Raw genomic sequence first — 24433 nt, 5'->3', positions numbered from 1 at the left:
GAGTCGGTGGCGGCTCCCGGTGCCACCGGCGGCGCGGTCAGCGTGGTCACCGACCTCGGCCGGCGCTGGGTGCTGGCCGGCGCCGAGGTGCCCGGCATGCTCGGCTACGCCGGCGTGCACCCGGTCCGGCTGCCGGCGGGCCTGGTCAGCCTGGTGCCGGCCGGCAGCCCGCTCGACCCGGCCGCCGCCCGCACGGTGGCCGCCCCGGCCTGATCCCGCACTCCGGCGCGGTGCCGGGAGGGATCAGGCGGCCGGCTTGCGGAGCACGGTCACCGCGAACTCCGCGTCGTCGTGCCAGGGGCGCAGGTCCCAGGTGGCGAAGCGGTGTTCGAGGCGCAGCCCGGCGGCCACCGCGTCGGCGTCCAGCTCGGTGACCGGATAGCCGCGGTCGGTGCCGAAGCCGACCACCACCAGGCCGTCCGGCCGGACGTGCGCGGCGATCCGGGTCAGCACCGCGCGCTCGGTGCCGGGGGCGACGAACACCATCACGTTGCCGGCCACCACGGCCGCGTCGAACGGCTCCGGTTCCCCCTGCGCGGCCAGGTCCAGCTCGGCCAGGTCGGCCACGAGGAAGCGCGGGCCGGGGTGATCGGCGCGGGCGGCGTCGACGAGCACCGGGTCGGCGTCAACGCCCACCACGGTGTGGCCGCGGGCGGCCAGCGCGGCAGCCACCCGGCCGGTGCCGCAGCCGGCGTCCAGGAGGCGCGCGCCCGGCGGGACGAGCGTGTCCACCAGCCGGGCCTCGCCGGCCAGGTCCGCCCCCTCGGCGGCGAGCCGGCGGAACCGGTCGACGTACCACTGCGAGTGGCCCGGCCTGGTCTCGGTCACCCAACGGGTCGGCTTGCCCATGCCGCCACGTTAGCTGATCTTGCGCGGCCCGGGCCGGGGAACCTCAGCCGAGGACGAGGAAGGCGCCGGTGGCGAGCGGGGCGCCGGTGACGACGCCGGCCACCACCTGCGGCCAGGTGTGGTCCCGCAGCACCACCCGGGACCAGCCGACCGCGGCCACCAGCAGCCAGCCGACGTGCAGCGCCGGGCCGAACAGCAGCACCAGCACGGCCGTGGTGGCGGCCGCCACCGCCGCGTGGATGCTCAGCTTCCACCAGTGGTTCACCAGGGTGCAGGCCGCCCCGACCACGAAGATCACCACGATCACGGCGAAGAGTTCGGCGGGCGCGCGCAGCGCGGCCAGCAGGGCCGTCCCGACCGCCACCGAGGCCAGGCCGGTCAGCAGCGGTCGGGCCCGCTGGGTGCGGTCGCCGACGTGCCGGTCGGTGAGCCGGCCGCGGCGTACCCCGTGGAGGATCACGCCGACCGGGATCACCGCGCAGAACACGAGCGCCGTGCCGGCCCAGAGCAGGAACTGCTGCGGGGACCTGCTGACCCGGGCGGCCGCCACCAGCGGCAGGGCGGTCACCAGGACGCCCGGCGCGAGCACCTCGGTGATCAGCCGGGCCAGCCGCCCGTTGGCCGTCCGTTCCCGAGTCGCCCGCACCGGGCCATCCTGGTGGAGCCGTCCGCCAAGGTCAATCAGCCCTTCTCCGCGCCGCTCGTCAGGCCCTCGGTGAGCAGCCGCTCGCTGGCGAAGAAGAGCACCACGATCGGCAGGGTGAGGATCACCGAGCCGGCCATGAGCACCGTCTTCGGCACCTCGACGCCGTCGGAGAGCAGCGACAGGCCCAGCGAGACGGTCCACCGGTTGGGCCGGTCGACCAGGAAGAGCAGCGCGAAGAGGAACTCGTTCCAGGCGATCATGAAGTCGTAGAGGGCGACCGCCATGACCGACGGCGCGGCGAGCGGCAGGCTGACCCGGCGGATGATGCCGAGCCGGCCGGCGCCGTCGATCGCCGCGGACTCCTCCAGGCTGACCGGGATGGTCTCGAAGTAGTTCTTCAGCATGTAGACCGAGACCGGCAGGGTCTGCGAGATGTAGACCAGCACCAGCCCGACCAGCGACCCGCGCAGCCCGGCCCGGGTGAAGACCACGAAGAGCGGGATCGCGATGACGATCGACGGGAACAGGTAGACCGCCAGGAACAGCGCGCTGACCTGCCGCCGGCCGAAGAACCGCAGCCGGGACACCGCGTACGCGCCGGGGATGGCGATCACCAGGGTGAGCGCCGTGGCGGCCAGCGCCACGATGCCGCTGTTGCGGATGAAGGCGAGGAAGCCCTGCCCGCCGTCCTCGACGGACTTGAGCACCTCGGCGTAGGTGGCGAAGGTCAGCTCGCCGAACGGCACGAGCAGCGAGCCGGGGTCGAGCAGCAGCCGCTCGATGGGGCGTACCGAGAGCACCAGCATGTACCAGAACGGCAGCAGGGTGACCACCAGGAAGCCGGCGATCACCAGCCGGCGCAGCCAGCGCAGGCTCACCGTCTCGATCCGGTCCCGGTCCATCACGCCTCCTCCCGTCGGCCGCTGAAGAAGCGCAGGTAGATCGCGACGAAGACGATCAGCACCACGGCCAGCACGACCGCCTGTGCGGCCGCCGCGCCGATGTCGGTCCGCGCCGTGAGGAACTGGTAGACCCGGACGCTGACCACCTCGGTGCCGGCCGAGCCGCCGGTGAGCAGGTAGACGTCGTCGAACTTGTTGAAGGTCATGATGAACCGGAGCACGCCGATCAGGGCGATCACCGGCATGAGCTGGGGCAGCAGGATGTGCCGGAAGCGCTGGGTCGGGGTGGCGCCGTCGACCCGGGCGGCCTCCTCCAGCTCGCCGGGCACGGCCTGGAGCCGGGCCAGCAGGAACAGGAAGGCGAACGGGAAGTAGCGCCACGCCTCGAACGCGATGACCGTCCAGAGCGCGGTGGAGTCCTGGGACAGGAACGGGATCGGCGCGTCCCAGCCGAGGAACCGCCGGCCCCAGTCGTTGACGAAGCCGATCTGCGGGTCGAGCATCACCTGCCAGACGAACGTCATGGCGACCACCGGCGCCACGTACGGCAGCAGCATGGAGGCGCGGACGACGGTGCGGCCCCGGAACGGCCGGCGGACCACCAGCGCCGCCACCAGGCCGACCAGGATGGATCCGACGGTCCCACCGGCGCTGTAGACGACGGTGGTCCAGAGCGTGTCGGCGAAGCCGGGGGTGTGCAGCACCCGGTCGACGTTGTCCAGGGTCAGCTCGCCGAAGAGACCGGTCCGGCGCAGGGTCGCCAGGCGTACCCGCTGGAAGGCCAGCACCACGGTCCAGACGATGGGGATGCCGATCACCGCGACCACGACGAGCAGGGTCGGGGTGACCAGCGCGAGCCCGGCGCGGGACTCGCGGCGGCGCAGGGTGAGCGGGCGTCGTCCGCCGGGCCGGCGCGGTGGTGGTCAATTCACGCCCTTGGCGATCGCGTCGACGTCCTTCTTCGCCCGCTCGGCGGCGGCCCGGGCGTCGGACTTCCCGCCGATCACGTCGGCGAGCGCCTTGGGCACCGGCAGCTCGCCGAGGATCGCGCCGACCAGCTTCCCCTGGCCCTGGGTCAGCCCCCAGCGCTGGAAGGTGTCCGGGCTCTTGCGCAGGGTGGCGAGCACGTCCTCGCCGTAGACCGCCGACAGCGGCTGCTTGCGGTCCACCCCGGCCTGGCTGGTGTTCCAGGCGGTGAGGAACTTCTGCTTGTCCTCCCCGGTGCCGGTACGCACCGGGAAGCGCCCCTCGGGGGACATGCCGAACCAGCGCGGGTAGCCGTCGGAGAGCATGTACTCCACGAAGGACGACGCCGAGTCGCTCGCTCCGTCGAGCACCGCCCAGGAGCTGATCTCGCCGTACTGGGCCGGCTCGGCGCCGTTCGGGCCCTTGATGGCGGTGACGAAGCCGCTGTTCTTCGCCAGCCAGGCCGGGTCGGACTGGCACTGCGGGCAGGTCGGCTTGGCGTCGTTGCGCAGCCCGGCCAACTCGTCGAGGATGAACGGCGACCAGATCAGCATGGCCGCCTTGCCGGCGAAGTAGGTGGCCCGGGTGGTGTCCACGTCCTGCGCGCCCTTGACCGAGTTGTTCCGCATCAGGTCGCCGTAGAAGCGGAACGCCTCGACGCACTCGGGTGAGTCGAGCGCGACCTTGCCGGCGTCGTCGGTGAGCTGGCAGTTGTTGGCCAGCGCGAGGTGTTCGAAGGTCTGCTGGGTGAAGACGTCGCCGGGCGCGGTCGCCGCGGTGATGCCGGCGACGCCGCCGGTGTTCAGCTTCGCCGCCGCGGCGGCGATCTTCTCGTACGTGTCGGGGGCGGGCAGGCCGGCGGCGGTGAACAGATCCTTGCGGTAGACCAGCAGCTGGCCCCACCCGTCGCTGGGGACGGCGAGCTGCCGACCGTCCTCGCCGGTCAGTTCGAGGGCGCGGGGGGAGAAGGTGTCCCGGCCGAGCTTCTCGACGATCCGCTTGTTGGCGTCCGGCTCCAGCAGGTCGTTGCCGGCCAGGGTGCGCACGCCGGCCAGGGAGACCGAGCCGACCACGTCGGGCAGGTCGCCGGCGGCGGCGCTGGAGGCGATGAGGGAGGGGAACTGGTCCTCGTTGACGGTGACCAGGTTGACCTTGACGCCCGTCTTGGCGGTGTAGTCGGCGATGATCGCCTTGGTGGCGTTCACCCGGTCCGCCACGTCTTCCAGGCTCCACACGGTTATCTGGGAACTGTCGGATTTCGGCTCGTCGTCACCGCAGGCCACCAGGGTTGTCCCGGCAAGTGCCATGATCAGGGTGGAGACGAGGATCCGCATCGAGGGTGATGGCATCGGTGGCACTCCTCTCGAAGGGTACATCAGGGATTTAACGCCCTCGATTGATCGTTTACAAGACATTTACCAATATTTCGGTTTAGAATTGGGCCCGGCACTTTCCTCGGAGCGACGCCATGGGCAATTGGGTTGTCTCTCTGGCCGGGCCCCGGCGCGTGAGCCTGGAGCCCTGCCCCCCGGACCCGCTCGGCCCGGGCCAGGTCCGTGTCCGCACCTGCTACTCCGGCATCTCCGCCGGCACCGAGCTGACCCTCTACCGGGGCAGCAACCCCCGACTCAGCAAGGACTGGGACGACGCCACCCGGATGTTCGTGCCCCGGCAGGCCGCGCCCGCGTACCCGGTGGTGGGCTTCGGCTACGAGGAGGTCGGCGAGGTCGTCGAGGTCGCACCCGACGTCGCCGACCGCCTCCCCGGCCAGGTGGTCTGGGGCATCTGGGGGCACCGCGCGGAGGCCGTGCTGCCGGCCGGCGCGGTCACCCCGCTCGCCCCCGGGCTCGCCCCCCTGGCCGCCGTCTTCGCCCGCCCCGGCGCCATCGCGCTGACCGCCGTGCTCGCCGGCGACCTGCACCTCGGCGACTGGGTCGGTGTCTTCGGCCAGGGGGTCATCGGGCTGCTCGGCACCCGCCTGGCCGTCCTCTCCGGAGCCCGGGTGGTGGCCGTCGACCGGGTGCCGGACCGGCTCGCACACGCCACCCGGCTGGGCGCGCGCCGGGTGGTCGACGCCGCCGTCGACTCCGCCGCCGCCGCGCTGCACGCGGCCACCGGCGGCCGCGGCGCGGACGTCTGCCTGGAGCTGTCCGGGTCGTACCCGGCGCTGCACGAGGCGATCCGCGCCACCGCCCACGCCGGCCGCGTCGTGGCCGCCGGCTTCTACCAGGGGTACGCCCACGGGCTGGGACTCGGCGAGGAGTTCCACCACAACCGGATCCAGCTGGTGGCGGCGCAGATCTCCGGGGCCGCCCCGGCACCCGGCACGGCCGGCCGGTGGACCGGGACCCGGATCGCCCACACCTTCATGGAGCTGGTGGCCGAGGGCAGCGTCGACCCGCTGCCGCTGGTGAGCCACGTCGTCGACGCGGGCGCGGTGGCCGACGCGCTGGCGTTGCTCGACCGCGGTGACGGTGACGTCCTCCAAGTCGTGCTGAGGTTCTGACGATGACCATCCCAATCGCCTGCCAGGAGCAGTTGCTCCCCGGCGCCGGCCTGTCCGAGAAGTACGCCCTCGCCGTCTCGCTCGGCTTCCAGGGCATCGAGCTGCGCGGCCGGGGCGACCTGGCCCTCGCCCGGCGGCTGCCGGAGCTGCGCCGGGCCCGCGCCGAGGGCGTGGTCATGCCGACCGTCTGCGTCGAGATGGACCACTTCATCGGCGACTTCGACCCCGAGCGGTCCCGGGACGCGGTGCGCAACCTGCGCTCCCAGCTCTCGGTGATCGCCGAGCTGGGCGGGATCGGCGCCATGACCCCGGCCGCCTGGGGGATGTTCTCCCGCCGGCTGCCGCCGTTCGAGCCGCCCCGCCCGCCCGAGGGTGACCGGCAGGTGCTGGTCGACGCCCTGGGCGAGCTGGGCGAGCACGCCCGCGCCGAGGGGGTCACCCTCTTCCTGGAACCCCTGAACCGGTACGAGGACCACATGGTCAACCGGCTCGACGAGGCGGTCGCCCTGTGCCGCGCCGTCGGCCTGCCCTCGGTCCGGGTGGTCGCCGACACCTACCACATGAACATCGAGGAGGACGACGTCCACGCCGCGCTCCGCGCGGCCGCGCCGTACCTGGGGCACGTGCAGGTCAGCGACTCCAACCGGTACCAGCCGGGGGCCGGGCACCTCGACTGGCCGGCGCTGCTGGCCACTCTGGAGGAGATCGGCTACCCGGGCTGGCTGGCGCTGGAGTGCCGGCTGCGCGGCGAGCCGGTCGTCGCCCTGCGCCAGGCCGCCACCGTCCTCGCCCAGGCCCGGCCGCGGTGGGCGGCGGCGTGAGCATCCCCGGCGGCGCGGCCGGTGTCCGGGCCGGCCGCGCCGACGCCGAGCGGGCCGCCCGGCTGCGCCGGCTGGCGCTGACCACGCTGGACGCCAACTGGGAGCACGACCACACCGTCCCGTCCCGCACCCTCTACCCGCACCAGTGGAGCTGGGACTCCGCGTTCATCGCGATAGGGCTGGTGCACGCCCGCCCCGACCGGGCCTGGCGGGAGCTGCGCACCCTGTTCGCCGCGCAGTGGGCCGACGGGCGGGTGCCGCACATCGTGTTCAACCCCGCGCTGCGGGTCGGCGCGTACTTCCCCGGGCCCGAGTTCTGGGACTCGGCCCGGGCCGAGGGCGCTCCGGCGGCGGCCACCTCGGGCATCATCCAGCCGCCGGTGCACGCCCCGGCCGCCTGGCTGGTGCACCGCCGCGCCCCCTCCGAGCCGTCGGTGGCGGCGCTGCGCTGGCTCTATCCGCGGCTGGTCGCCCAGCAGCGCTACCTGACCGGCCGGCGGGACGTCGGCGGGGGCGGGCTGGCCGCCATCGTGCACCCGTGGGAGTCCGGCCTGGACAACAGCCCCGCCTGGGACGCCCCGCTGGCCGCGGTGCCGGCCGACGAGGCGGTGATGCGCGCGTACCGCCGGCACGACACCGCGCACGCCGCCGCGGCGCACCGCCCCACCGACCTGGACTACGCGCGCTACGTCGCGCTCGTGGCCGCCTACCGGGCGGACCGCTACCGGGACGAGAGGTTGCGTGACCGGCACCCGTTCCTGGTGGAGTGCCCGCTGGTCAACGCGGCGCTCGGGGTCTCCGAGCAGGCCCTCGCCCGGATCGCCGCCGTGGTCGGCGCCGACCCGGGGCCGCACCGGGACCGCGCGGCCCGGATCACGCAGGCCCTGGTCGAGCGGCTCTTCGACCCGGTCAGCGGGACCTTCCGCCCGCGTGACGTCCGGGCCGACCGGCTCGTCCCGGCCCGTACGGTGCTCGGGCTGATGCCGCTGATCCTGCCCGACCTGCCGCCGGAGCAGGTGCGGGCGGTGCTGGCCGAGGCGTGCTCGCCCCGGTTCGGCCTGGCCGCCCGGATGGACCGCCCGCTGCCCACCCACGACCGCACCGCGCCGGACTTCGAGCCGTTGCGCTACTGGCGCGGCCCGAGCTGGCTGAACACCGGCTGGCTGCTGTGGCGGGGGCTGCGCAGCCACCGCCGCGCCGACCTGGCCGCCGGGCTGCGCCGGTCCATGCTGGACCTGGTGGACACGGCCGGCTGCCACGAGTACTTCCACCCGGACACCGGGGCCGGGCTCGGCTCACCGGCGTTCAGCTGGACCGCCGCCCTGGTGCTGGACGCCCTCGCCGAGGAGTGAGCCGCCGGAGGTGCCGAGTCAGCCCGCCGGCACCGTCGCCGGGTCGGCGGGTGCGGCCGGAGCCGGCACGGTCGCCGCGTCCGCGGGTGGCTCGGGCGTCAGCAGCTCGGCCGGCACCGGCTCGACCTCGACCCGGCAGTCGTGGAACGTCGGTGCCTCGCCCAGGTCGGTGTCGCGCACCGCGGTGACCGCGTTGACGGTGGCCCGGCCCGGGCTCAACCGCGCCCAGTAGGCCTTGTAGGTGAAGGCCAGCCCCGGCCGGGTCGCCTCGTCCACCGCCACCGCCGCAAGGAACGCGCCCCGGTCGTTGCGCACGCGTACCGCGTCGCCGTCGGCGAGGCCGCGTGCCGCCGCGTCGTCCGGGTGCAGGTGCACCCGGGGCGGCCCGGTGCGCCGGGTGTGCCAGGGCAGCGAGGCGAAGGTGGAGTTCATGAGGAACCGGCCGGCCGGGGCGAGCAGCACCAGCGGGAACCGGCGGGCCAGCTCGGCGTCGGCCGCCTCCACCGGCGGGGTGTGGCCGGGCAGCGGGTCCACCCCGAGCCGGGCCAGCGCCGGGTCGTGCAGCCGGGCCCGGCCGTCCGGGGTGCGGAACCCGCCCGCGGCGAACGGGGCGGCGCCGACCGGCACCCCGGTGGTCCGGGCGTACGTGCGCTCGCGCAGCTCCTCGAAGCTGACCGGCGTGCCGGCCAGCAGCTGCCGGGCCAGATCCTCGTCGGTGTCGGCGAACCGGGGGTGGTCGATGCCGAGCGCGGCGGCGATCCGCCGGAAGATCTCCGTGTTCGGCAGCGCCTCCCCGGGCGCCCGGGTGACCGGCAGGTTCAGCGTCGTGTAGTGGTGGCCGTAGGAGGAGTGCAGGTCGAGGTGCTCCGGCTGCATGGTGGCCGGCAGCACCACGTCGGCGTGGTCGCAGGTGTCGGTCCAGCGCTGCTCCAGCACGACGGTGAACAGGTCGGGCCGGCGCAGGCCGGCGAGGAGCCGGTTCTGGTCCGGGGCGGTGGCCGCCGGGTTGGCGTTGAACACCACCAGCGAGGTCACCGGCGGGTCGGCCTCCCCGGTGAGCACGGTCGCCAGCCGGCTCATGTTCACCGACCGGGCCGGCGGGGCCGGCATGCCGGGCGGCCGCACCACCGGGTCCTCCTCGATCGGGTGGTGCCCGCTGGTCGACACCAGGGCGCCGCCGCCCGGATAGCGGAAGTCGCCGGTGACCAGCGGGAGCGCACAGATCGCCCGGATCGCCTGGCCGGCGCCGCGGTGCCGTTGCAGGCCCAGGCCGACCCGGACGGCGGTGGGCCGGGTGGCGGCGATCCGGTCGCCGAGCCGGCGGACCACCTCGACGGGCAGGCCGCACTCGGCGGCGGCCCGCTCCAGCGGCCACTCGTCGAGCCGGGCGGCCAGCTCGGGCCAGCCCGTGGTGTGCGCGGCCAGCCACTCCTCGTCGGCCGCCCCAACGTCGCGCACGTGCCGCATCAGGCCGAGGGCCAGGGCCGCGTCGGTGCCGGGCAGCGGCGCGACGTGCTCGTCGCTGCGGGCCGCGGTGTCGGTGCGCAGCGGGTCGATGGTGACCACGTACGCGCCGCGCTCCCGGGCCTGCTGCACGAACGGCCACAGGTGCAGGTTGGTGGCGAGCGGGTTGGCGCCCCAGAGCACGATGAGCTTCGCCGCCACGATCGACTCCGGCTCGAAGCCGACCGAGCCGCCGTAGATCGAGCGCAGGGCCGCCCGGGCCGCGCCGGTGCAGATGGTGGTGTCCAGCCGGGACGCGCCCAGATACGCGAAGAGCCGCTGGCCCATCGTCCAGCCCTGCACGTGCCCCATGGTGCCGGCGAAGTAGTAGGGCAGCACCGCCTCGGGGCCGTCCCGCTCGATGCTGGCGCGCAGCCCGGCGGCCACCCGGTCGACCGCCTCCGCCCAGTTCGCCGGCCGGTAGGCGACCCGCCCGACGCCCTTCGGGCCGGTGCGTACGTAGGGCGTGGTCAGGCGGTCGGGGCCGTTGACCGCGTCGAGGTAGCGGTTGACCTTGCCGCAGAGCGCGCCCCGGGTGAACGGGTGTTCGCGGTCGCCGCGCAGCGCGACGGCCCGGCCGTCCTCCACGGTGAGCTGCCAGACGCAGGTGTCCGGGCAGTCCAGCGGGCAGGCGCCGGGGTGGGTGGTGCGGGCCATGCGGCGAGCCTACCGAGCCGGGGCACCCGCCCGGTTCCCGCCGAGGCCGGAGGACGGATCAGAGGATCGGCCGCCAGTCCGGCCCGTCGGGTCGTCCGGTCGAGGTAAGCGCGGCCAGCATCACGTCCTCGACCTGCTGGGGCGTCAGGTGCTCCCGGCGGTCGGCGCCTGGTACGTAGGCGCCCCACGCCCGCCCGTCCGGCTCCTGCATCACGACCCCGACCGGGTCGCGCTGGTCGCTCACCGCGGCGATCACTCCCCACGGCCGGCGGATGTGCACCTGCTGCCGGAGATCCGGGTCGAGGTCCCGCAACCACCGCCGGACGGTCTCCCGGTCGTCCAGCCCGACCGTCTCGGTCGTGGTGTGGAAGAGGTGGTGGGTGCTCAGCCGCTCGACGACGTCCTGCCCCGGCGCTGGCGGGCCGAACAGGTTCCGCAGCCATCCCATGCCGGCTCCTCGTCTCGCCCCGCGACCCGCCGTTCTCGACCGACGGCCGTCCGGCGGAGAGTGCCCCGTCGGCGGGTGGCGGCAAACCGCCGCCGCCGGACCTAGAGTGGGGCGTCACCACGAGCCCGAGGAGCATCGTGTCCGAGATCGACAAGGTCGCCTGGATCCGGATCGAGGACGGGCGGGTGCTCAGCACCCGGTCCCGGGGCAGAGCGGTCTGGTACCTGCCCGGCGGCAAGCGGGAGCCCGGCGAGACCGATCTGGCGACCCTGGTCCGGGAGATCGCCGAGGAGCTGGCCGTCGCGGTGCTGCCCGGGTCGGCCGTGCCCGTGGGCGTGTTCACCGCCCAGGCCGACGGTCACCCGGCGGGCACGCTGGTGCGGATGACCTGTTACGCCGCCGACTACCGGGGCACGCTGCGGCCGGCCAGCGAGATCGCCGAGCTGGCCTGGCTCGGCTACGCCGACCGCGACCGCGTCTCACCGGTGGACCGGCTCATCTTCGACCATTTCCGCTCGCTCGGCGCGCTCCGCTGATCTCCGCTCGGCCGGGCGGCGGCCGGGTCAGCGCGCTGCCGCCGTTTGCCGCCGCCGGAGGCGGGTAACCGCGCGCGACGCTCCGGGGTCGGACACCCGGCGGCGGCCGGCGACGACAGGAGTGCGGCTGTGCGGTTTCCCCGATTCGTCGAGGCGGTGTCCCGCCGTGCCGAGCTGCCCACCGAGCAGGCCGCCACGATCTCCCGGGCGGTGCTGCAGACCCTCGCCGAGCGGATCACCGCCACCGAGGCGGCCGACCTGGCCGCGCAGTTGCCGGACGACGTCGCCAGCTACCTCGCCGCGCCGGGCGCTGGCGGCACGACCGGCGGCGCGGTCAGCTTCCTGTACCGGGTCGCGGAGCGGGCCGGGGTGGATCCGGCGGTGGCCGAGGTGGGTGCCCGCGCGGTGCTCGGCACTCTGCGCGAGACGGTCACGGTCGGGGAGTTCCAGGATCTCGTCGCGCAGCTCCCCAAGGGATTCGACGCGATGGTCGACCCGATCCCGCGCCCACCGTACGATGTGTAGAGAGCTCCCCGAAATCCCGGGTTGAGCTGCGGCAAAGGGGCCGTGACGGTGAAGATTCCACGGTCCGGAAGTATTTTCACCGTAAAATAACTCGCGAGTAGACGCTTACGCGGTAAATCGTCTACGCGCTAGAGGGATGATCGGACGATTTCCTCCGTCCGAGATTCCACCTGCCGTCATCCCTTCGGCCTGACCTGCATCAATGCCCTCCCCATCGAGAGATTGAGCTTTATTCTGACTCCAATGTGAAGTCCTGGGGGGGATCATGATCACATTCGCTGAACGCTGCGCGCCTGTCATCCATGGGGAACCATCGATCCGCTGACATGGCACAGCCGATGATCATCAATCGTTTCGGTGAGGTCGCGGCGCGTCACGGTGACCGTCCGGCCCTGCTCGGTGAGACCCACGAGGTCGGTTACGCCGAGCTGGCCGGGGCGGCCGGGGGGCACGCGGCCGCGCTCATCGCCGCCGGCGTCCGACCCGGCGACCGGATCGCCCTGCTCACCGCGCACGGCGCCCCGACCGTCGCGGCGCTGCTCGGCGCCCTGGCCGCCGGGTGCGCGTACGTGCCGCTGGACCCGGGCTTCCCGGTCGACCGGCTGCGCCACATGCTCGCCGCCGCCGGGGTCACCGCCGTCGCCTGCGCCGCCGAGCACCGCGAGCTGGCCCGGGAACTCGCCGACGGGCGGAGCGTGGTGCCGCTGGACCACGTGCCGCCCGCCCCGTTGCGGCCCGTCCCGGTCGACCCGGACGCCCTGGCGTACGTGCTGTTCACCTCGGGCTCCACCGGGGTGCCCAAGGCCGTCGGGCAGACCCACCGCAACCTGGCGCACGTCGTCGACAACCAGATCGCCGCGCTCGCCGTCGGGCCGACCGACCGGCTCAGCCTGCTCGCCTCGTTCAGCTTCGACGCCGCCATCCCCGACCTCTATCCCGCGCTGCTCACCGGCGCCGCGGTGGTCCCGGTCGACCTGCGCCGGCAGGGGCTCGCCCACGCCGTCGAGCAGCTCGACCGGCACCGGGCCACGGTGCTGCACTGCACGCCCACCGTCTACCGCCACCTGCTGGACACCCTCGACGGCCGGCGCCTCGACGCCGTCCGGGTGGTGCTGCTCGGCGGCGAGCAGGCCACGTACGCCGACGCGGCCCGCGGCCGGGACCGGTTCGCCCCCGACTGCCGGCTGGTCAACGGCTACGGCGCCACCGAGATGACCTTCGTGGCCCGGCACGCCCTGCCGATGGCCGACGTGGACCCGGCCGCCACCGGCCCGCTGCCGATCGGCACCGCGTTCCCCGGCTACCAGGTGGACCTCGCCCCGGACACCGGCGAGCTGGTGGTCCGCAGCCGGCACCTCGCCCCCGGCTACCTCAACCAGGACAGCGACCGGTTCACCGTGGACGCCGACGGGGTGCGGTCCTACCGCACCGGCGACCTCGGCCGGCGCCTGCCGGGCGGCGAGCTGGTCTGCCTCGGCCGGCTCGACCGGCAGGTCAAGGTGCGGGGGCACCGGGTCGAGCTGACCGAGATCGAGGCCGTGCTCGCCGCCCAGCCCGGTGTGGCCGCGGCACGCGCCATCGCCCGCGCCGGCGAGCTGCTGGCGTACGCCCGCCCGGCCGGCGCCCGTCCCGACCCGGCCGCGCTGCGCGCCGCGCTGGCCGCCGCGCTGCCCGGGTACGCGCTGCCCCGCGCCGTGGTGCTGCTCGACGAGTTCCCGCTCACCGTCACCGGCAAGGTCGACGAGCGGGCGCTGCCCGACCCCGCGGTCGAGGTGCCGGCCGGGGAGGCTCCCGCCACCGACACCGAGCGGGCCGTGCACGACATCTGGTGCGCCGTGCTCGGCCGCCCGGCGGTCGGCCGCACCGCCAGCTTCTTCGACGTCGGCGGGCAGTCCCTGCTGCTGGGTCAGGTGCAGCAGCGGCTCGCCGAGCGGTTCGGCGTACGCCTTCCGCTGCTGCGCCTCTTCGACCACCCCACGGTGGCCGCGCAGGCGGCGCTGCTCGACGCCCCGCCCGAGGCGGTCCGCGCCCCGGTGCTGCCCGCGCCGGCCGCGCCCGCCGCGGCGGCCCGCGAGTACACCGGCGACGAGATCGCCGTGGTCGGCCTCGCCGGCCGCTTCCCCGGCGCGCCGGACGTGGCCACCTTCTGGTGGAACCTGTGCACCGGGGTGGACTCGATCCACGAGCACACCGACGAGGAGCTGGCCGCCCTCGGCGTCGGGCCGGGGCTGCGCGCGGACCCCCGGCACGTGCGGGCCGTCGGCCGGCTCGACGGGGTCGCCGACTTCGACGCCGGGTTCTTCTCCTTCGCCGCCGACGAGGCCGCCCGGACCGACCCGCAGCACCGGCTCTTCCTGGAGGCCGCCTGGGAGGCCCTGGAGGACGCCGGGCACGACCCGGAGCGCTTCCCGGGCCTGGTCGGGGTCTACTCGGCCACGTCCGCCAACCGCTACTTCCTGTTCCACCTCATGGACAACCCGGCCGTCGTCGGCGACGTCGACCCGGACGACTGGGAGGCCCGGCTGATCGGCCGGCAGTTCCCCGACCACCTGCCCGGGCAGGTCGCCTACCGGCTCGGGCTGACCGGGCCCGCACTGGCCGTGCAGAGCGCCTGCTCCAGCTCGCTGGTCGCGGTCTGCCTCGCGGCGCAGAGCCTCGCCGACTACCAGTGCGACCTCGCCCTGGCCGGCGGGGTGACCGTCACCTGGCCCCGCCACCGGCACACCCCGGGCGGGCTGGCCTCCCCGGACGGCCGGTGCCGCGCCTTCGACGAGGGCGCCAACGGCTCCGGCTTCGGCTCCGGCGTCGGGGTGGTCGCGCTGCGCCGGCTCGCCGACGCGCAGGCCGACGGCGACCGGATCTACGCGATCCTGCCCGGCTGGGCGGTCACCAACGACGGCGCCGAACGCGCCGGTTTCGCCGTGCCCGGCCCGGCCGGGCAGGCCGCCGCGGTGGCCAACGCGCTGGCCACCGCGGAGGTCGCGCCCGGCGAGGTCGGCCTCGTCGAGGGGCACGGCAGCGGCACGCCGCTGGGCGACGCCATCGAGGTCGCCGCGCTGCACGAGGTGTACGCCGGCGCCGCCCCCGCCGAGAGCTGCGCGCTCGGCTCGGTGAAGACCAACATCGGCCACCTCGACGCCGCCGCCGGGATCGCCGGGCTGATCAAGGCGGTGCTCGCCGTGCGGCACGGGGTGATCCCGCCGAACCTGCACTTCACCCGCCCGCACCCGGAGATCGACCTGGCCGCCGGCCCGTTCTACGTGCCCACCAAGGCGCGGGACTGGCCCGAGGGGCCGCGCCGGGTGGCCGGCGTCAGCGCCTTCGGGCTCGGCGGCACCAACGCGCACGTCGTGGTGGAGCAGCCGCCGCCGGCCGACCCGGCCGACCCGGCCGGCGACGGGTCGTGGCCGCTGCCGGTCTCCGCGCGCACCCCGGCGGCGTTGCGGGCCGCGCTGGCCCGGCTGCGGGCCCACCTGGGCGGCGACGCCCCGGCCCTGCCCGAGGTGGCCGCCACCCTGGCGCTGGGCCGGCGGGCCTTCGCCCACCGGGCCGCGGTGGTCGCCGCCGACCTGCCCAGCGCACTCGCCGGACTGGACGCGCTGCTCCACACCGACGCCCGGATCGCGGGTGCGGATGGCCCGCTGCGCGAACTGGCGGCCGACTGGGTCGCCGGGCGGGACGTCGACTGGGACGTCCTGCACCCCGAGGGCACGGTCCGGCGCACCGGCCTGCCCACCTACCCGTTCCAGCGCCGGCGGTACTGGATCGACCCCGTCCAGAAAGGTCCGCGGTGAACTGGTTCGTCTCCGCCGGAAGCCGACCCCAGGCGCCGGTGCGGTTGTTCTGCCTGCCCTACGCCGGTGCCGGCGCGAGCGCGTTCCGGCGCTGGCAGGAGGGGATCGGTCCGGACGTCGAGGTGCTGCCGGTGCAGCTGCCCGGCCGGGAGAACCGGATCAACGAGGATCCGCGCTTCGACGTCGCCGAGGTGGCCGACGCCGTCGCCGCCCGGGCCGACCGACCGTACGCCCTCTACGGCCACTCGATGGGCGGCCGGCTCGGCTTCGAGGTGGTCCGCGAGCTGCGCCGGACCGGCCGGCCGCTGCCGCTGCGGCTCTACGTCGGCGGCGCCCGCGCCCCGCACGTCACCGCGCCCGGCGTCTTCGACGGGCTGTCCCGCGCCGACGACGAGGAGCTGCTGCGCCGGCTGAACGACGGCGGCGGCCTCCCCGCCGAGCTGTTCGACCACCCGGAGCTGGTGGAGCTGCTGCTGCCGCTGCTGCGGGCCGACTTCGGCCGGGTGGACGACTACCGGTACGTGCCCGGCGAGCCGCTGCCGGTGCCGATCGTCGCGTTCAGCGGCCGGGACGACCGGGCCGTCACCCACGAGCAGAACGCCGCCTGGGCCGAGCACACCGCCGCCGGGTTCACCCTGCACGAGCTGGCCGGCGGCCACTTCTTCCTGCACGACCGGCTCACCGACCTGCTCGCGCTGATCCGCGCCGACCTGACCGGGGCGGTCGGCGCCGGGACCACCCGCGCCGACGTGCCGGCCACGGGCACGGCCCCGGTGCGCGCCGCCGGCCGCGGGACCGCCGGCAGCGCGCACCGGGTGCCGCTCGGCGACACCGCCTGGTCGGTGTGGCGCGACGCCATCCTGCGGACCACCGGCTTCCCGGCCGACGGCCTGGACCTGTTCACCGCGCCCCGGGCCGCCGCGGCCGCCGACGAGCTGCTCGCCGCCGGCACCGGCGAGGACCGGTTCGACAAGGAGTTCGACGAGGCCGCCCGCGCCGCCGCCCAGCGGCTCAGCGAGCTGGCCGCCGACCCGCTGCTGCGCGAGGCGGTCACCTGGCAGAACCGGGGCGCCCTGGTGGCGTTGGACGGGCTGGCCCGGGGCGGCGCGGACGCGCCCCGCAACGTGCGGCGCCGGGACCGGGAGCGGGCGCTGCTCAAGTACTGGCAGCGCTACGGCGGCAAGAACGAGACGGTCGGCTTCTTCGGCCCGAGCTGCTGGGTGACCGTCGACCCCGACCAGCCGGAGACGGCCCGGATCCGCCCCGGCGCCGGGCTCACCCGCCGGCGCTGGGTCTGGTTCGAGTCCTGGGCGCTGGCCGCGTACGCCGAGCGGATCGGCGCCGACCTGGCCGTCCGCCGGTGGTGGCCGCCGGTGCTGCGCCCGCACCTCGCGGTCCGCGACCGGACCGTGCTGCGCCCCGGCCGGCCGCCGGTGGTGCTCACCCCGGTGGAGGCGGCGCTGCTCGCCGCCGCCGACGGCCACCGCTGCGCCGCCGACCTGGTGGCCGATCCGGCCATCGGGCTGCGCCGCCCCGAGGACGGGTACGCGCTGCTCGACCGGCTGGTGGAGCGGGAGCTGGTCAGCTGGGACGCGGCCCTGCCGGTCAGCCCGGACGCCGAGCGGGTGCTGCGGGAGCGGATCGCGGCCATCGGCGACGAGGCCGCCCGCACCACCGCCCGGGCCGGGTTCGACCAACTCTGCACCGCCCGCGACGCGGTGGCCGGGGCGGCCGGCGACCCGGATCGGCTGAGGGCCGCCCTGGACGCCCTCGACGCCACCTTCACCGAGCTGACCGGCGTCCCGGCCGTCCGCCGCGCCGGCCAGATGTACGCCGGCCGGACCATCTGCTACGAGGACAGCGCCCGCGACCTGGACGTGGTCTTCGGCGCGCCGCTGCTGGCCGAGCTCGCCGCCCCGCTGGACGTGCTGCTGCGCGCCGCCCGGTGGATGGCGAACGCCCTCGCCGAGGCGTACGACGAGGTGTTGCGGGGGCTCCACGAGGAGCTGCGCGCCGAGGCCGGCGGCGGTCCGGTGGCCCTGGCGGACCTGTGGTTCCTGGCCCAGGGCCTGTTCTGGGGCGGGGGCGAGCGGCCGGTCGACGCGGTCGCCGCCGACTTCGCCGCCCGCTGGGCCGGGCTGTTCGGGCTGGACGCGCTGCCGCCCGGCGCCACCGACGTGCGGCTACGGGTGGCCGACCTGGCCGACCGGGTCGACGCGGTGTTCCCCGGCACCCGGCCGACCTGGTCCAACGCCGTCATGCACAGCCCCGACCTGCAGATCTGCGCCACCGACGCGGCGGCGCTGGCCCGGGGCGAGTACACCGTGGTGCTCGGCGAGCTGCACGCCGCCTGGTCCTCGTTCGACTGCGCGGTCTTCACCCCGTCGCACCCGGAGGTGGAGCGGCTGCGCGCCGCGCTGGCCGCGGACATGGGCGAGCGGCGGATCCGGCTGCTCTTCCCGAGCGAGTGGCCCCGCCGGACCAGCCGTACCTCGGAGTCGCTGACCGGGCCCACGGACCGGCACCTGGCCTTCCAGGACGCGCCGGGCGCGGAGCCGGCCCGGGTGCTGCCCACCGTGGACCTCACCGTCACCGACGTCGACGGCCGGCTCGTCGCCACCGCCTCCGACGGGCAACGCTGGCCGCTCACCGAGGTCTTCGCGGAGCTGTTCAGCGCGCACGCGGTCGACGGCTTCAAGCTGGTGGCCGCCGCGCCGTACACCCCCCGGATCACGCTGGACCGGCTGGTGGTGGCCCGGCAGACCTGGCGGACCACGGTGGGGGAGAGCGGCCTGGCCCTGGCCACCGGTGAGCGGCAGCGCTTCCTGGCCGTCCGGGACTGGCGGCGCCGGCTCGGCCTGCCCGAGCAGGTCTACGTCAAGCTCGGCACCGAGACCAAGCCCTGCTTCGTGGACCTGGCCAGCCCGGCCTTCGCCAACATGTTCTGCGCCATGGTCCGGGCCGCCCGGGTCGACGGCGGCGACGGCGTCTCGCTCACGGTCAGCGAGATGCTGCCCACCACCGACCAGGCGTGGGTGCCCGACGGCGCCGGCCGTCGCTACTTCAGCGAGCTGCGGCTGCACATCGTGGACACCCAGGGGACGGAGAACCGATGAGCCACCTGCTGCCACTGGGGGAGACCGGCTGGTCGGTCTGGCGGGACGTGGTGCTGCGCACCGCCGGGTTCCCGGCGGACGGGCTCGACCGGTTCGCCGCGCCGGAGGCGGCCGCGGTCGCCGACGCGGTGCTGGCCGGCACGGGCAGCCCGGAACTGCTCAACAAGACGCTGCGCGAGGCGTTCGCCGGATCCAGCGCCGTGGTCAACGAGATCGCCGCCGACCCGCTGCTGCGCGAGGCGGTCACCTGGCAGAACCCGGACATGCTTATCGCGCTCGACGGCCTGCTGCGCACCGATCCCGAGGTGCGCAACGTCCGCCGGCGCAAGCGCGAGCTGAGCCTGCTGCGCTACTGGCAGCGCTACTGCGGCAAGGCGGAGACGATCGGCTTCTTCGGCCCGGTCTGCTGGGGGACCTTCGACCCGGACGAGCCGGGGGTCCGGTTGTCGCCCGGCCCGGCGCTGGTCGACCGCCGGCAGGTGGTCTTCGAGGCGTGGGCGCTGATCGCGTATGCCGACCGGCTGGGTGACGACCTGGCGGTACGCCGCTGGTGGGCGCCCGCGCTGCAGCCCCACCTGACCGTCGAGGGGCGCCAGCTGCGCTGGCCGCTGCACCCGCCGATCGCGCTGACCCCGACGGAGGCCCGGCTGCTCGCCGCCTGCGACGGGCGGACCCCCGCCGTCGAGCTGGCCGAGCGGATGCGCGCCGACGGCGCCGTGCACCAGGCCGACGACGTCTACCTGCTGCTCGACCGGTGGGTCGACCGGGGTCAGCTCAGCTGGAGCGCCAACCTGCCGGTCAGCCCGGAGGCCGAGCAGGTGCTCGCCGAGCGGATCGCCGCGATCGGCGACGAGGACGTCCGGGCCCGCGTGGCGGCCGACTTCGACCGCCTCCGCGCGGCCCGGGACGCGGTCGCGGCCGCCGCCGGCGACCCCGACCGGCTCGGTGCCGCCCTGGCCGCCCTCAACACCGAGTTCACCGCCGTCACCGGCCGCCCGGCCACCCGCCACAGCGGCCAGATGTACGTCGGCCGCACCGTCTGCTACGAGGAGACCGGCCGGGACCTGGAGTTCATCGTCGGCGCGGCCGTCCTGGACGCGCTGGCCGCCCCGCTGGCCGTGATGCTCCAGACCGCCCGCTGGTTCACCGCGGAGGTCGGCGCCGGCTGCGAGGAGGTCCTCGGGGAGCTGCACGACGAGCTGGCCGCCGACGGCCGGGTGCGGCTGGCCGACGTCTGGTCGCTGGCCCAGGGGACCCTGGTGGCCCCCGACGGCCCGATCGCCCGGGCCGGCGCCGCGTTCACCCGGCGCTGGGCGGAGCTGTGCGGCCTGCGTGACCTGCCCGCCGGCCAGACGGAGCTGCGGCTGCGCGCCGAGGACCTGGCCGAGCCGGTCCGGCGACTCTTCCCCGCGACGCGGCCCGGCTGGCCGTCGGCCCGGCTGCACAACCCGGACGTGCAGCTCGCCGCGGCCTCACCCGAGGCGGTCGCGCGCGGCGAGTTCCTGCTTGTCCTCGGCGAGCTGCACCCGGCCCACCCCGCCTACGACAGTGCCGTGCTCAGTCCGTTCCACCCCGACCCGCCGGCGCTGCGGGCGGCCTTCGACACCGACCTCGGCCCCGCCCGGCTGCGGATGCTCTGGCCGGAGAGCTACCCCCGGCGGACCACCCGCACCACGTACGCCCTGACCGGGCCCGCGGACCGCCAGCTCGGCATCGACACCGCCCACGGCGCCGACGTCGACCGGCTGGTGCCGGCCACCGCGGTCACCGTCGAGCGGGACGGCGACCGGCTCGTCGCGGTCTTCCCGGACGGCCGGCGCTGGTCCCTCATGGAGGTCTTCGCCAGCCTGCTCGACGCGCTGCTGCTGGACGCCTTCAAGCTGCTGGACCCGGCCCCGCACATGCCCCGGATCACCATCGACCGGGTGGTGGTGGCCCGGCGCACCTGGCGCACCACGGCGGGCGAGTGCGGCCTGGCCGGCCACGCCGACGAGACCGCGCGCTACCTGGCGGTGCGCCGGTGGCGGGCCGCCGCCGGCCTGCCCGAGCGGGTGTTCGTCAAGGTCGGCACCGAGATCAAGCCCTGCTACGTCGACCTGACCGGCCCGCTGTACGCGCAGTCGCTCTGCGCCATGGTGGACGCCGCCCACCGGACCGGCCCGGACGTACCGGTCGTGGTCAGCGAGCTGCTGCCCGCCCCGACGGAGGCCTGGGTGACCGACGCGCAGGGCCGCGGCTACGTCAACGAACTGCGCCTCCAGATCACCGACCCAGCCGAGCACCGGGGAGACCACGGGTGACCGACATCCTGACCGTCAGCGCCGCGTACGGGGCGGAGCTGCCCTGGCCGGACGCGACCCTGGCCGACCTGATCGCCGCGCAGGCCGCCCGCACGCCCGACGCGGTGGCGGTACGCCAGTGGGACACCCGGCTCACCTACCGGCAGCTCGTCGACCGGGCCGCCGGGCTGGCCGCCGCGCTGCGCGAGCGCGGCATCGGCCCCGGCGACCGGGTCGGGGTCTGCGGTGCGCGCACCCCCGACCTGGTGGTCACCGTGGTCGGCGTGCTGCTGGCCGGGGCCGCGTACGTGCCGCTGGAGCCGGGCGGCCCTCGGGAGCGGCTGCGCGAGATCGCCCGGGACGCGGGGGTCCGGGTGGTGGCCGGCGACGCCGCGGCGGCCGAGTTCGGCGAGGAGCCCGGCGTCGAGGCGGTCGGACTGCCCGGCCCCGCGCCGGTCCAACCCTGCCCGGCCCGCCCGGGCGACCCGGCGTACGTGCTGTTCACCTCCGGCTCCACGGGTCGGCCCAAGGGGGTGCTCACCACCCACCGCAACGCCGTCGAGTTCGTCACCGGCGTCGCCGCGCTGACCGGCGCCGACGCCTCGGTACGCAGCCTCGGCATCGCCTCGCTCGGCTTCGACGCGGCCACCATGGACCTGTTCGTGCCGCTGCTGCTCGGCGGCGCGGTGCAGCTGCTCGGCGCCGACGACCGGGCCGACCCGGTCCGGCTGGCCCGGTTCGTCGCCGCCCACGAGGTGACGTGGGGCTTCATCACCCCCACCGTGCTCGCGCTGCTCGACCCGGCGGAGCTGCCGTCCTGGCGGGTGCTGCTCTGCGGCGGTGAGGCCGTCCCGGCCGAGCTGGTCGCCCGCTGGGCCCCCGGTCGGCGCTTCCTCAACGGCTACGGCCCCACCGAGACCACGGTGCTGGCGGTCAGCGGCGACCTCACCGCGACCGACACCGACCCGGTGCCGATCGGCCGGCCCCTGCCCAACCACCGGGCGTACGTGGTGGACGCCGCGCTGCGCCCGGTGTCGCCGGGGGAGACGGGCGAGCTGCTGGTCGGTGGCCCCGGCCTGGCCGACGGCTACCTCAACCGGCCCGGACTGACCGCCGAGCGGTTCGTCCCCGATCCGTTCGGCGACCGGCCGGGTGAGCGGCTGTACCGCACCGGCGACCTGGTCCGCCAGGCGCCGGACGGCCGGATCGTCTACCTGGGCCGGGCCGACCGGCAGGTCAAGGTGCGCGGCCAGCGGATCGAGCTGGGCGAGGTCGAGGCCGTGCTGGCCGGGCACCCCGGCGTCGACCGGGTCGCCGTGGAGGCCGTGCCCGGCCCGGCCGGCACCGAGCTGGTCGCCTTCCTCACCCCCGCCGACGCGCCCGACGACGCGGCGCTGCGCGCGTACGCCGGGCCCCGGCTGACCACCGCGATGCTGCCGGCCCGCACGGTGCGGCTGGCCGCGCTGCCGGTCAGCCCGACCAGCGGCAAGCTGGACCGGCCGGCGCTGCGCGCCCTCGCCGCGGCCGCGCCGGCGGTGGCCGAGGAGGTCGACGGCGGCGACCCGGTCGAGACGGCGGTCCGGCGGCTGTGGGCCCGGCTGCTCGGCGGGGCCCCCGGCCCGGACAGCGACTTCCTGGCCGCCGGCGGCAACTCGATCGCCGCCATGCGGCTGGTCGCCGCGCTCCGCGCCGAGCTGAACCGGCAGGTCGACACCCGGGTGCTCTTCACCGACCGGACCTTCGCCGCGCTGGTCGACCGGGTGCGGGCCGCCGCGCCCGCCGACGGCGACGGGCTGACCACCGGCAACCCGCCCACGCTCTCCCCGCCGCAGCGGCGGCTCTGGTTCATGGACCAGCTCGCCCCGTCCGGCGCGCCCTACAACATCGCGGTCGCGCACCGGCTGCGCGGGCCGCTGGACACCGCCGCGCTCGGTGCCGCGCTGCGCGCCGTGGCCGAGCGGCACGACGTGCTGCGCTGGCGGATCCCGCAGACCGGCGGAGTGCCGTACGCGGTCCGGGAGGAGCCGACCGACGTGGCCGTGCCGGTGGTCGACCTGACCGGCGCCGCCGACGCCGAGGCGGAGCTGGCCACCATGCTCGCCGCCGGCGCCGGGCACGCCTTCGACCTGGCCACCGGGCCGCCCTGGCAGGTGACCGTCTACCGGCTCGCCGCCGACACCCACGTGCTCGCCCTGACCGTGCACCACGCGGTCTTCGACGGCTGGTCCGAGGCGCTGCTCTACGACGAGCTGGCCGGCGCGTACGCCCGGGCGCTCGCCGGCGCCCCGCCGGCCCGGCCGCCGCTGCCCGCCGGCTACGCCGACTACGCGGTCTGGCGGGCGGAGCGGGACCGCCGCCGGGGCGACGCCGACCTGGCCTGGTGGACCGACCACCTGGCCGGCGCGCCGACCGTGCTGGACCTGCCCCGCGACCGGCCCCGCCCGGCCGTGCAGACCTATGCCGGCGTGGAGGCCGCGGTGCGGCTCACCGAGGCGGCCGACCGGGCGGTGCGCGAGCTGGCCGCCCGGCGGGGCACCACCGTGGCGGCCGTCCTGCTGGCCGGCTTCGGCGAGCTGCTGCGCCGGCTCACCGGCGGCGACGACCACGTGCTCGGCGCGATCGTCGCCGACCGGCGGCTGGCCGCCTTCGACGACGTCATCGGCTTCTTCATCGACACCGTGCCGGTGCGGGTCCGCACCGGCGGGGCGACCTTCGCCGGGCTGGTCGACCGGTGCGCCGCCGAGCTGCGCGCGGTCACCGAGCACCCCGGTGCGCCGCTGGAACGGATCGTCGAGGCCCTCGGCGTCGGCCGGGACACCGCCCGCGCCCCGCTCGTGCAGGTGCTGTTCAACGTGCTCAACTTCGTCCCGCCCCGGCTCGCGCTGTCCGGCCTGGCCGTCGAGCCGGTGCCGGTACCGAAACCCGGGTCGCCCTTCGACATCACGGTTTACGTGGTGGAGCGGGAGGGGCGGGCCGGCGTCGAGGTGGTGCACAACCCGGACCTGTTCGACGCGGACCGGATCGAGGCGCTCCTGGCCGACCTGGCCGCCCTGGTCGGCGCGCTCGCGGCCGACCCGGACGCGCCCGCCGACGAGGTCGCCGCCGAGCTGCCCCGCCCGGCGGTACGGGTCCCGGCGCTCGGTGCGATGACCGTGGCCGCCGCCGAGCCGGCCCGGGCCCCGCTGCCCGCCGGCCCGGACGCGCTCACCGACACCGAGGAGCTGATCGCCGGCATCTGGCGGGACGTGCTCGGCCGGGACCGGGTCGGGGTTGCCGACAACTTCTTCGACATCGGCGGCCACTCGATGGCCCTCGCCGCGGTGCACGCCCGGCTCACCGAGGCCACCGGCCGCTCCCTCACCATGCTCGACCTGTTCCGCCACCCGACCGTGCGGGCCCTCGCCGCCAGCCTCGACGGCGCCGCCGACCGGCCGGAGCTGGCCCGTGCCGCGCTGCGGGCCGCCGCCCGGCGGGGCCGGGCCCGACGTACCCCACCCCGACGACCGAACCAGCCGTGACGCCGCAACCCCTCC

Annotated in this window: 16 protein-coding genes and 1 pseudogene; 10 read left to right on the top strand and 7 right to left on the bottom strand. The window is 75.7% G+C overall.

From position 1 onward, the window contains the following. Positions 1-213: pseudogene (locus ACW0Q9_RS08135) on the top strand (type VII secretion protein EccB); the annotation flags it as partial. Positions 214-243: 30 nt separating this feature from the next. On the opposite strand, the gene ACW0Q9_RS08130 reads toward ACW0Q9_RS08135, so the two are convergent. From ACW0Q9_RS08130 to ACW0Q9_RS08110, 5 genes are all read right to left on the bottom strand, one after another. Then, the gene (locus tag ACW0Q9_RS08130; RefSeq protein ID WP_456179412.1) at positions 244-849 is read right to left on the bottom strand and encodes a class I SAM-dependent methyltransferase; all 606 of its coding nucleotides are present in this window, start codon (positions 847-849) and stop codon (positions 244-246) included. Between the two features lie 43 nt (positions 850-892). Further along, complete coding sequence (locus tag ACW0Q9_RS08125; RefSeq protein ID WP_456179411.1) at positions 893-1495, bottom strand: phosphatase PAP2 family protein; 603 nt, start codon at positions 1493-1495, stop codon at positions 893-895. Between the two features lie 35 nt (positions 1496-1530). Then, complete coding sequence (locus ACW0Q9_RS08120; RefSeq protein ID WP_456179409.1) at positions 1531-2397, bottom strand: carbohydrate ABC transporter permease; 867 nt, start codon at positions 2395-2397, stop codon at positions 1531-1533. Beyond that, complete coding sequence (locus ACW0Q9_RS08115) at positions 2397-3224, bottom strand: carbohydrate ABC transporter permease (RefSeq protein ID WP_456179408.1); 828 nt, start codon at positions 3222-3224, stop codon at positions 2397-2399. Before ACW0Q9_RS08115 ends, ACW0Q9_RS08120 begins: the two co-directional genes overlap by 1 nt. 96 nt (positions 3225-3320) lie before the next feature. Next, positions 3321-4712 carry an ABC transporter substrate-binding protein gene (locus ACW0Q9_RS08110; protein WP_456179407.1) on the bottom strand — a complete coding sequence of 464 codons (1392 nt, stop codon included), beginning with the start codon at positions 4710-4712 and terminating at the stop codon, positions 3321-3323. A gap of 158 nt (positions 4713-4870) precedes the next feature. On the opposite strand from ACW0Q9_RS08110, the gene ACW0Q9_RS08105 reads away from it, so the two are divergent. Genes ACW0Q9_RS08105 through ACW0Q9_RS08095 form a run of 3 tightly spaced genes read left to right on the top strand, consistent with a single transcriptional unit; the run spans position 4871 to position 8042 of the window. After that, positions 4871-5869, top strand: a complete 999-nt coding sequence (locus ACW0Q9_RS08105; protein ID WP_456179406.1) for a zinc-dependent alcohol dehydrogenase — start codon at positions 4871-4873, stop codon at positions 5867-5869. A 2-nt stretch (positions 5870-5871) separates the two neighbouring features. Beyond that, the gene (locus ACW0Q9_RS08100; protein ID WP_456179405.1) at positions 5872-6690 is read left to right on the top strand and encodes a sugar phosphate isomerase/epimerase family protein; all 819 of its coding nucleotides are present in this window, start codon (positions 5872-5874) and stop codon (positions 6688-6690) included. A 2-nt stretch (positions 6691-6692) separates the two neighbouring features. Further along, entirely contained in the window at positions 6693-8042 is a 1350-nt protein-coding gene (locus tag ACW0Q9_RS08095; protein WP_456179415.1) for an MGH1-like glycoside hydrolase domain-containing protein, read from the top strand. An 18-nt stretch (positions 8043-8060) separates the two neighbouring features. On the opposite strand, the gene ACW0Q9_RS08090 is transcribed toward ACW0Q9_RS08095, so the two are convergent. Together ACW0Q9_RS08090 and ACW0Q9_RS08085 are read right to left on the bottom strand one after the other, a co-directional pair. Further along, positions 8061-10202 carry a molybdopterin-containing oxidoreductase family protein gene (locus ACW0Q9_RS08090; protein WP_456179404.1) on the bottom strand — a complete coding sequence of 714 codons (2142 nt, stop codon included), beginning with the start codon at positions 10200-10202 and terminating at the stop codon, positions 8061-8063. Between the two features lie 58 nt (positions 10203-10260). Then, positions 10261-10650 (bottom strand): hypothetical protein, encoded by a 390-nt coding sequence (locus ACW0Q9_RS08085; RefSeq protein ID WP_456179403.1) that lies wholly within the window; start codon positions 10648-10650, stop codon positions 10261-10263. 137 nt (positions 10651-10787) lie between these two features. On the opposite strand from ACW0Q9_RS08085, the gene ACW0Q9_RS08080 reads away from it, so the two are divergent. From ACW0Q9_RS08080 to ACW0Q9_RS08055, 6 genes are all read left to right on the top strand, one after another. Then, positions 10788-11186, top strand: coding sequence for an NUDIX hydrolase (locus ACW0Q9_RS08080; RefSeq protein ID WP_456179401.1), 399 nt, complete (start codon positions 10788-10790; stop codon positions 11184-11186). A 129-nt stretch (positions 11187-11315) separates the two neighbouring features. Continuing rightward, positions 11316-11711 (top strand): DUF2267 domain-containing protein, encoded by a 396-nt coding sequence (locus ACW0Q9_RS08075; RefSeq protein WP_456179400.1) that lies wholly within the window; start codon positions 11316-11318, stop codon positions 11709-11711. A gap of 338 nt (positions 11712-12049) precedes the next feature. After that, positions 12050-15505: an AMP-binding protein gene (locus tag ACW0Q9_RS08070; RefSeq protein ID WP_456179398.1), complete on the top strand. Its 3456-nt coding sequence runs from the start codon at positions 12050-12052 to the stop codon at positions 15503-15505. Further along, positions 15502-18621 (top strand): thioesterase domain-containing protein, encoded by a 3120-nt coding sequence (locus tag ACW0Q9_RS08065; protein WP_456179396.1) that lies wholly within the window; start codon positions 15502-15504, stop codon positions 18619-18621. Before ACW0Q9_RS08070 ends, ACW0Q9_RS08065 begins: the two co-directional genes overlap by 4 nt. Then, a complete protein-coding gene (locus tag ACW0Q9_RS08060; protein ID WP_456179395.1) occupies positions 18618-20921 on the top strand; it encodes a lantibiotic dehydratase in 2304 nt (767 codons plus the stop codon). The genes ACW0Q9_RS08065 and ACW0Q9_RS08060 overlap by 4 nt, the downstream gene beginning before the upstream one ends. After that, a complete protein-coding gene (locus tag ACW0Q9_RS08055; RefSeq protein ID WP_456179393.1) occupies positions 20918-24418 on the top strand; it encodes an amino acid adenylation domain-containing protein in 3501 nt (1166 codons plus the stop codon). The genes ACW0Q9_RS08060 and ACW0Q9_RS08055 overlap by 4 nt, the downstream gene beginning before the upstream one ends. The last annotated feature ends 15 nt before the right edge of the window (positions 24419-24433 follow it).

This window comes from Micromonospora sp. I033, assembly GCF_053890995.1.
This window is presented reverse-complemented; position numbering and strand designations above follow the sequence as displayed.

What these genes read in the sequence shown, in the direction of transcription:
- ACW0Q9_RS08130 (WP_456179412.1), bottom strand. Translation starts at nt 849, where the DNA reads ATGGGCAAGCCGACCCGTTGGGTGACCGAGACCAGGCCGGGCCACTCG.
- ACW0Q9_RS08090 (WP_456179404.1), bottom strand. Translation starts at nt 10,202, where the DNA reads ATGGCCCGCACCACCCACCCCGGCGCCTGCCCGCTGGACTGCCCGGAC.
- ACW0Q9_RS08060 (WP_456179395.1), top strand. Translation starts at nt 18,618, where the DNA reads ATGAGCCACCTGCTGCCACTGGGGGAGACCGGCTGGTCGGTCTGGCGG.
- ACW0Q9_RS08100 (WP_456179405.1), top strand. Translation starts at nt 5,872, where the DNA reads ATGACCATCCCAATCGCCTGCCAGGAGCAGTTGCTCCCCGGCGCCGGC.
- ACW0Q9_RS08085 (WP_456179403.1), bottom strand. Translation starts at nt 10,650, where the DNA reads ATGGGATGGCTGCGGAACCTGTTCGGCCCGCCAGCGCCGGGGCAGGAC.
- ACW0Q9_RS08070 (WP_456179398.1), top strand. Translation starts at nt 12,050, where the DNA reads ATGATCATCAATCGTTTCGGTGAGGTCGCGGCGCGTCACGGTGACCGT.
- ACW0Q9_RS08120 (WP_456179409.1), bottom strand. Translation starts at nt 2,397, where the DNA reads ATGGACCGGGACCGGATCGAGACGGTGAGCCTGCGCTGGCTGCGCCGG.
- ACW0Q9_RS08110 (WP_456179407.1), bottom strand. Translation starts at nt 4,712, where the DNA reads ATGCCATCACCCTCGATGCGGATCCTCGTCTCCACCCTGATCATGGCA.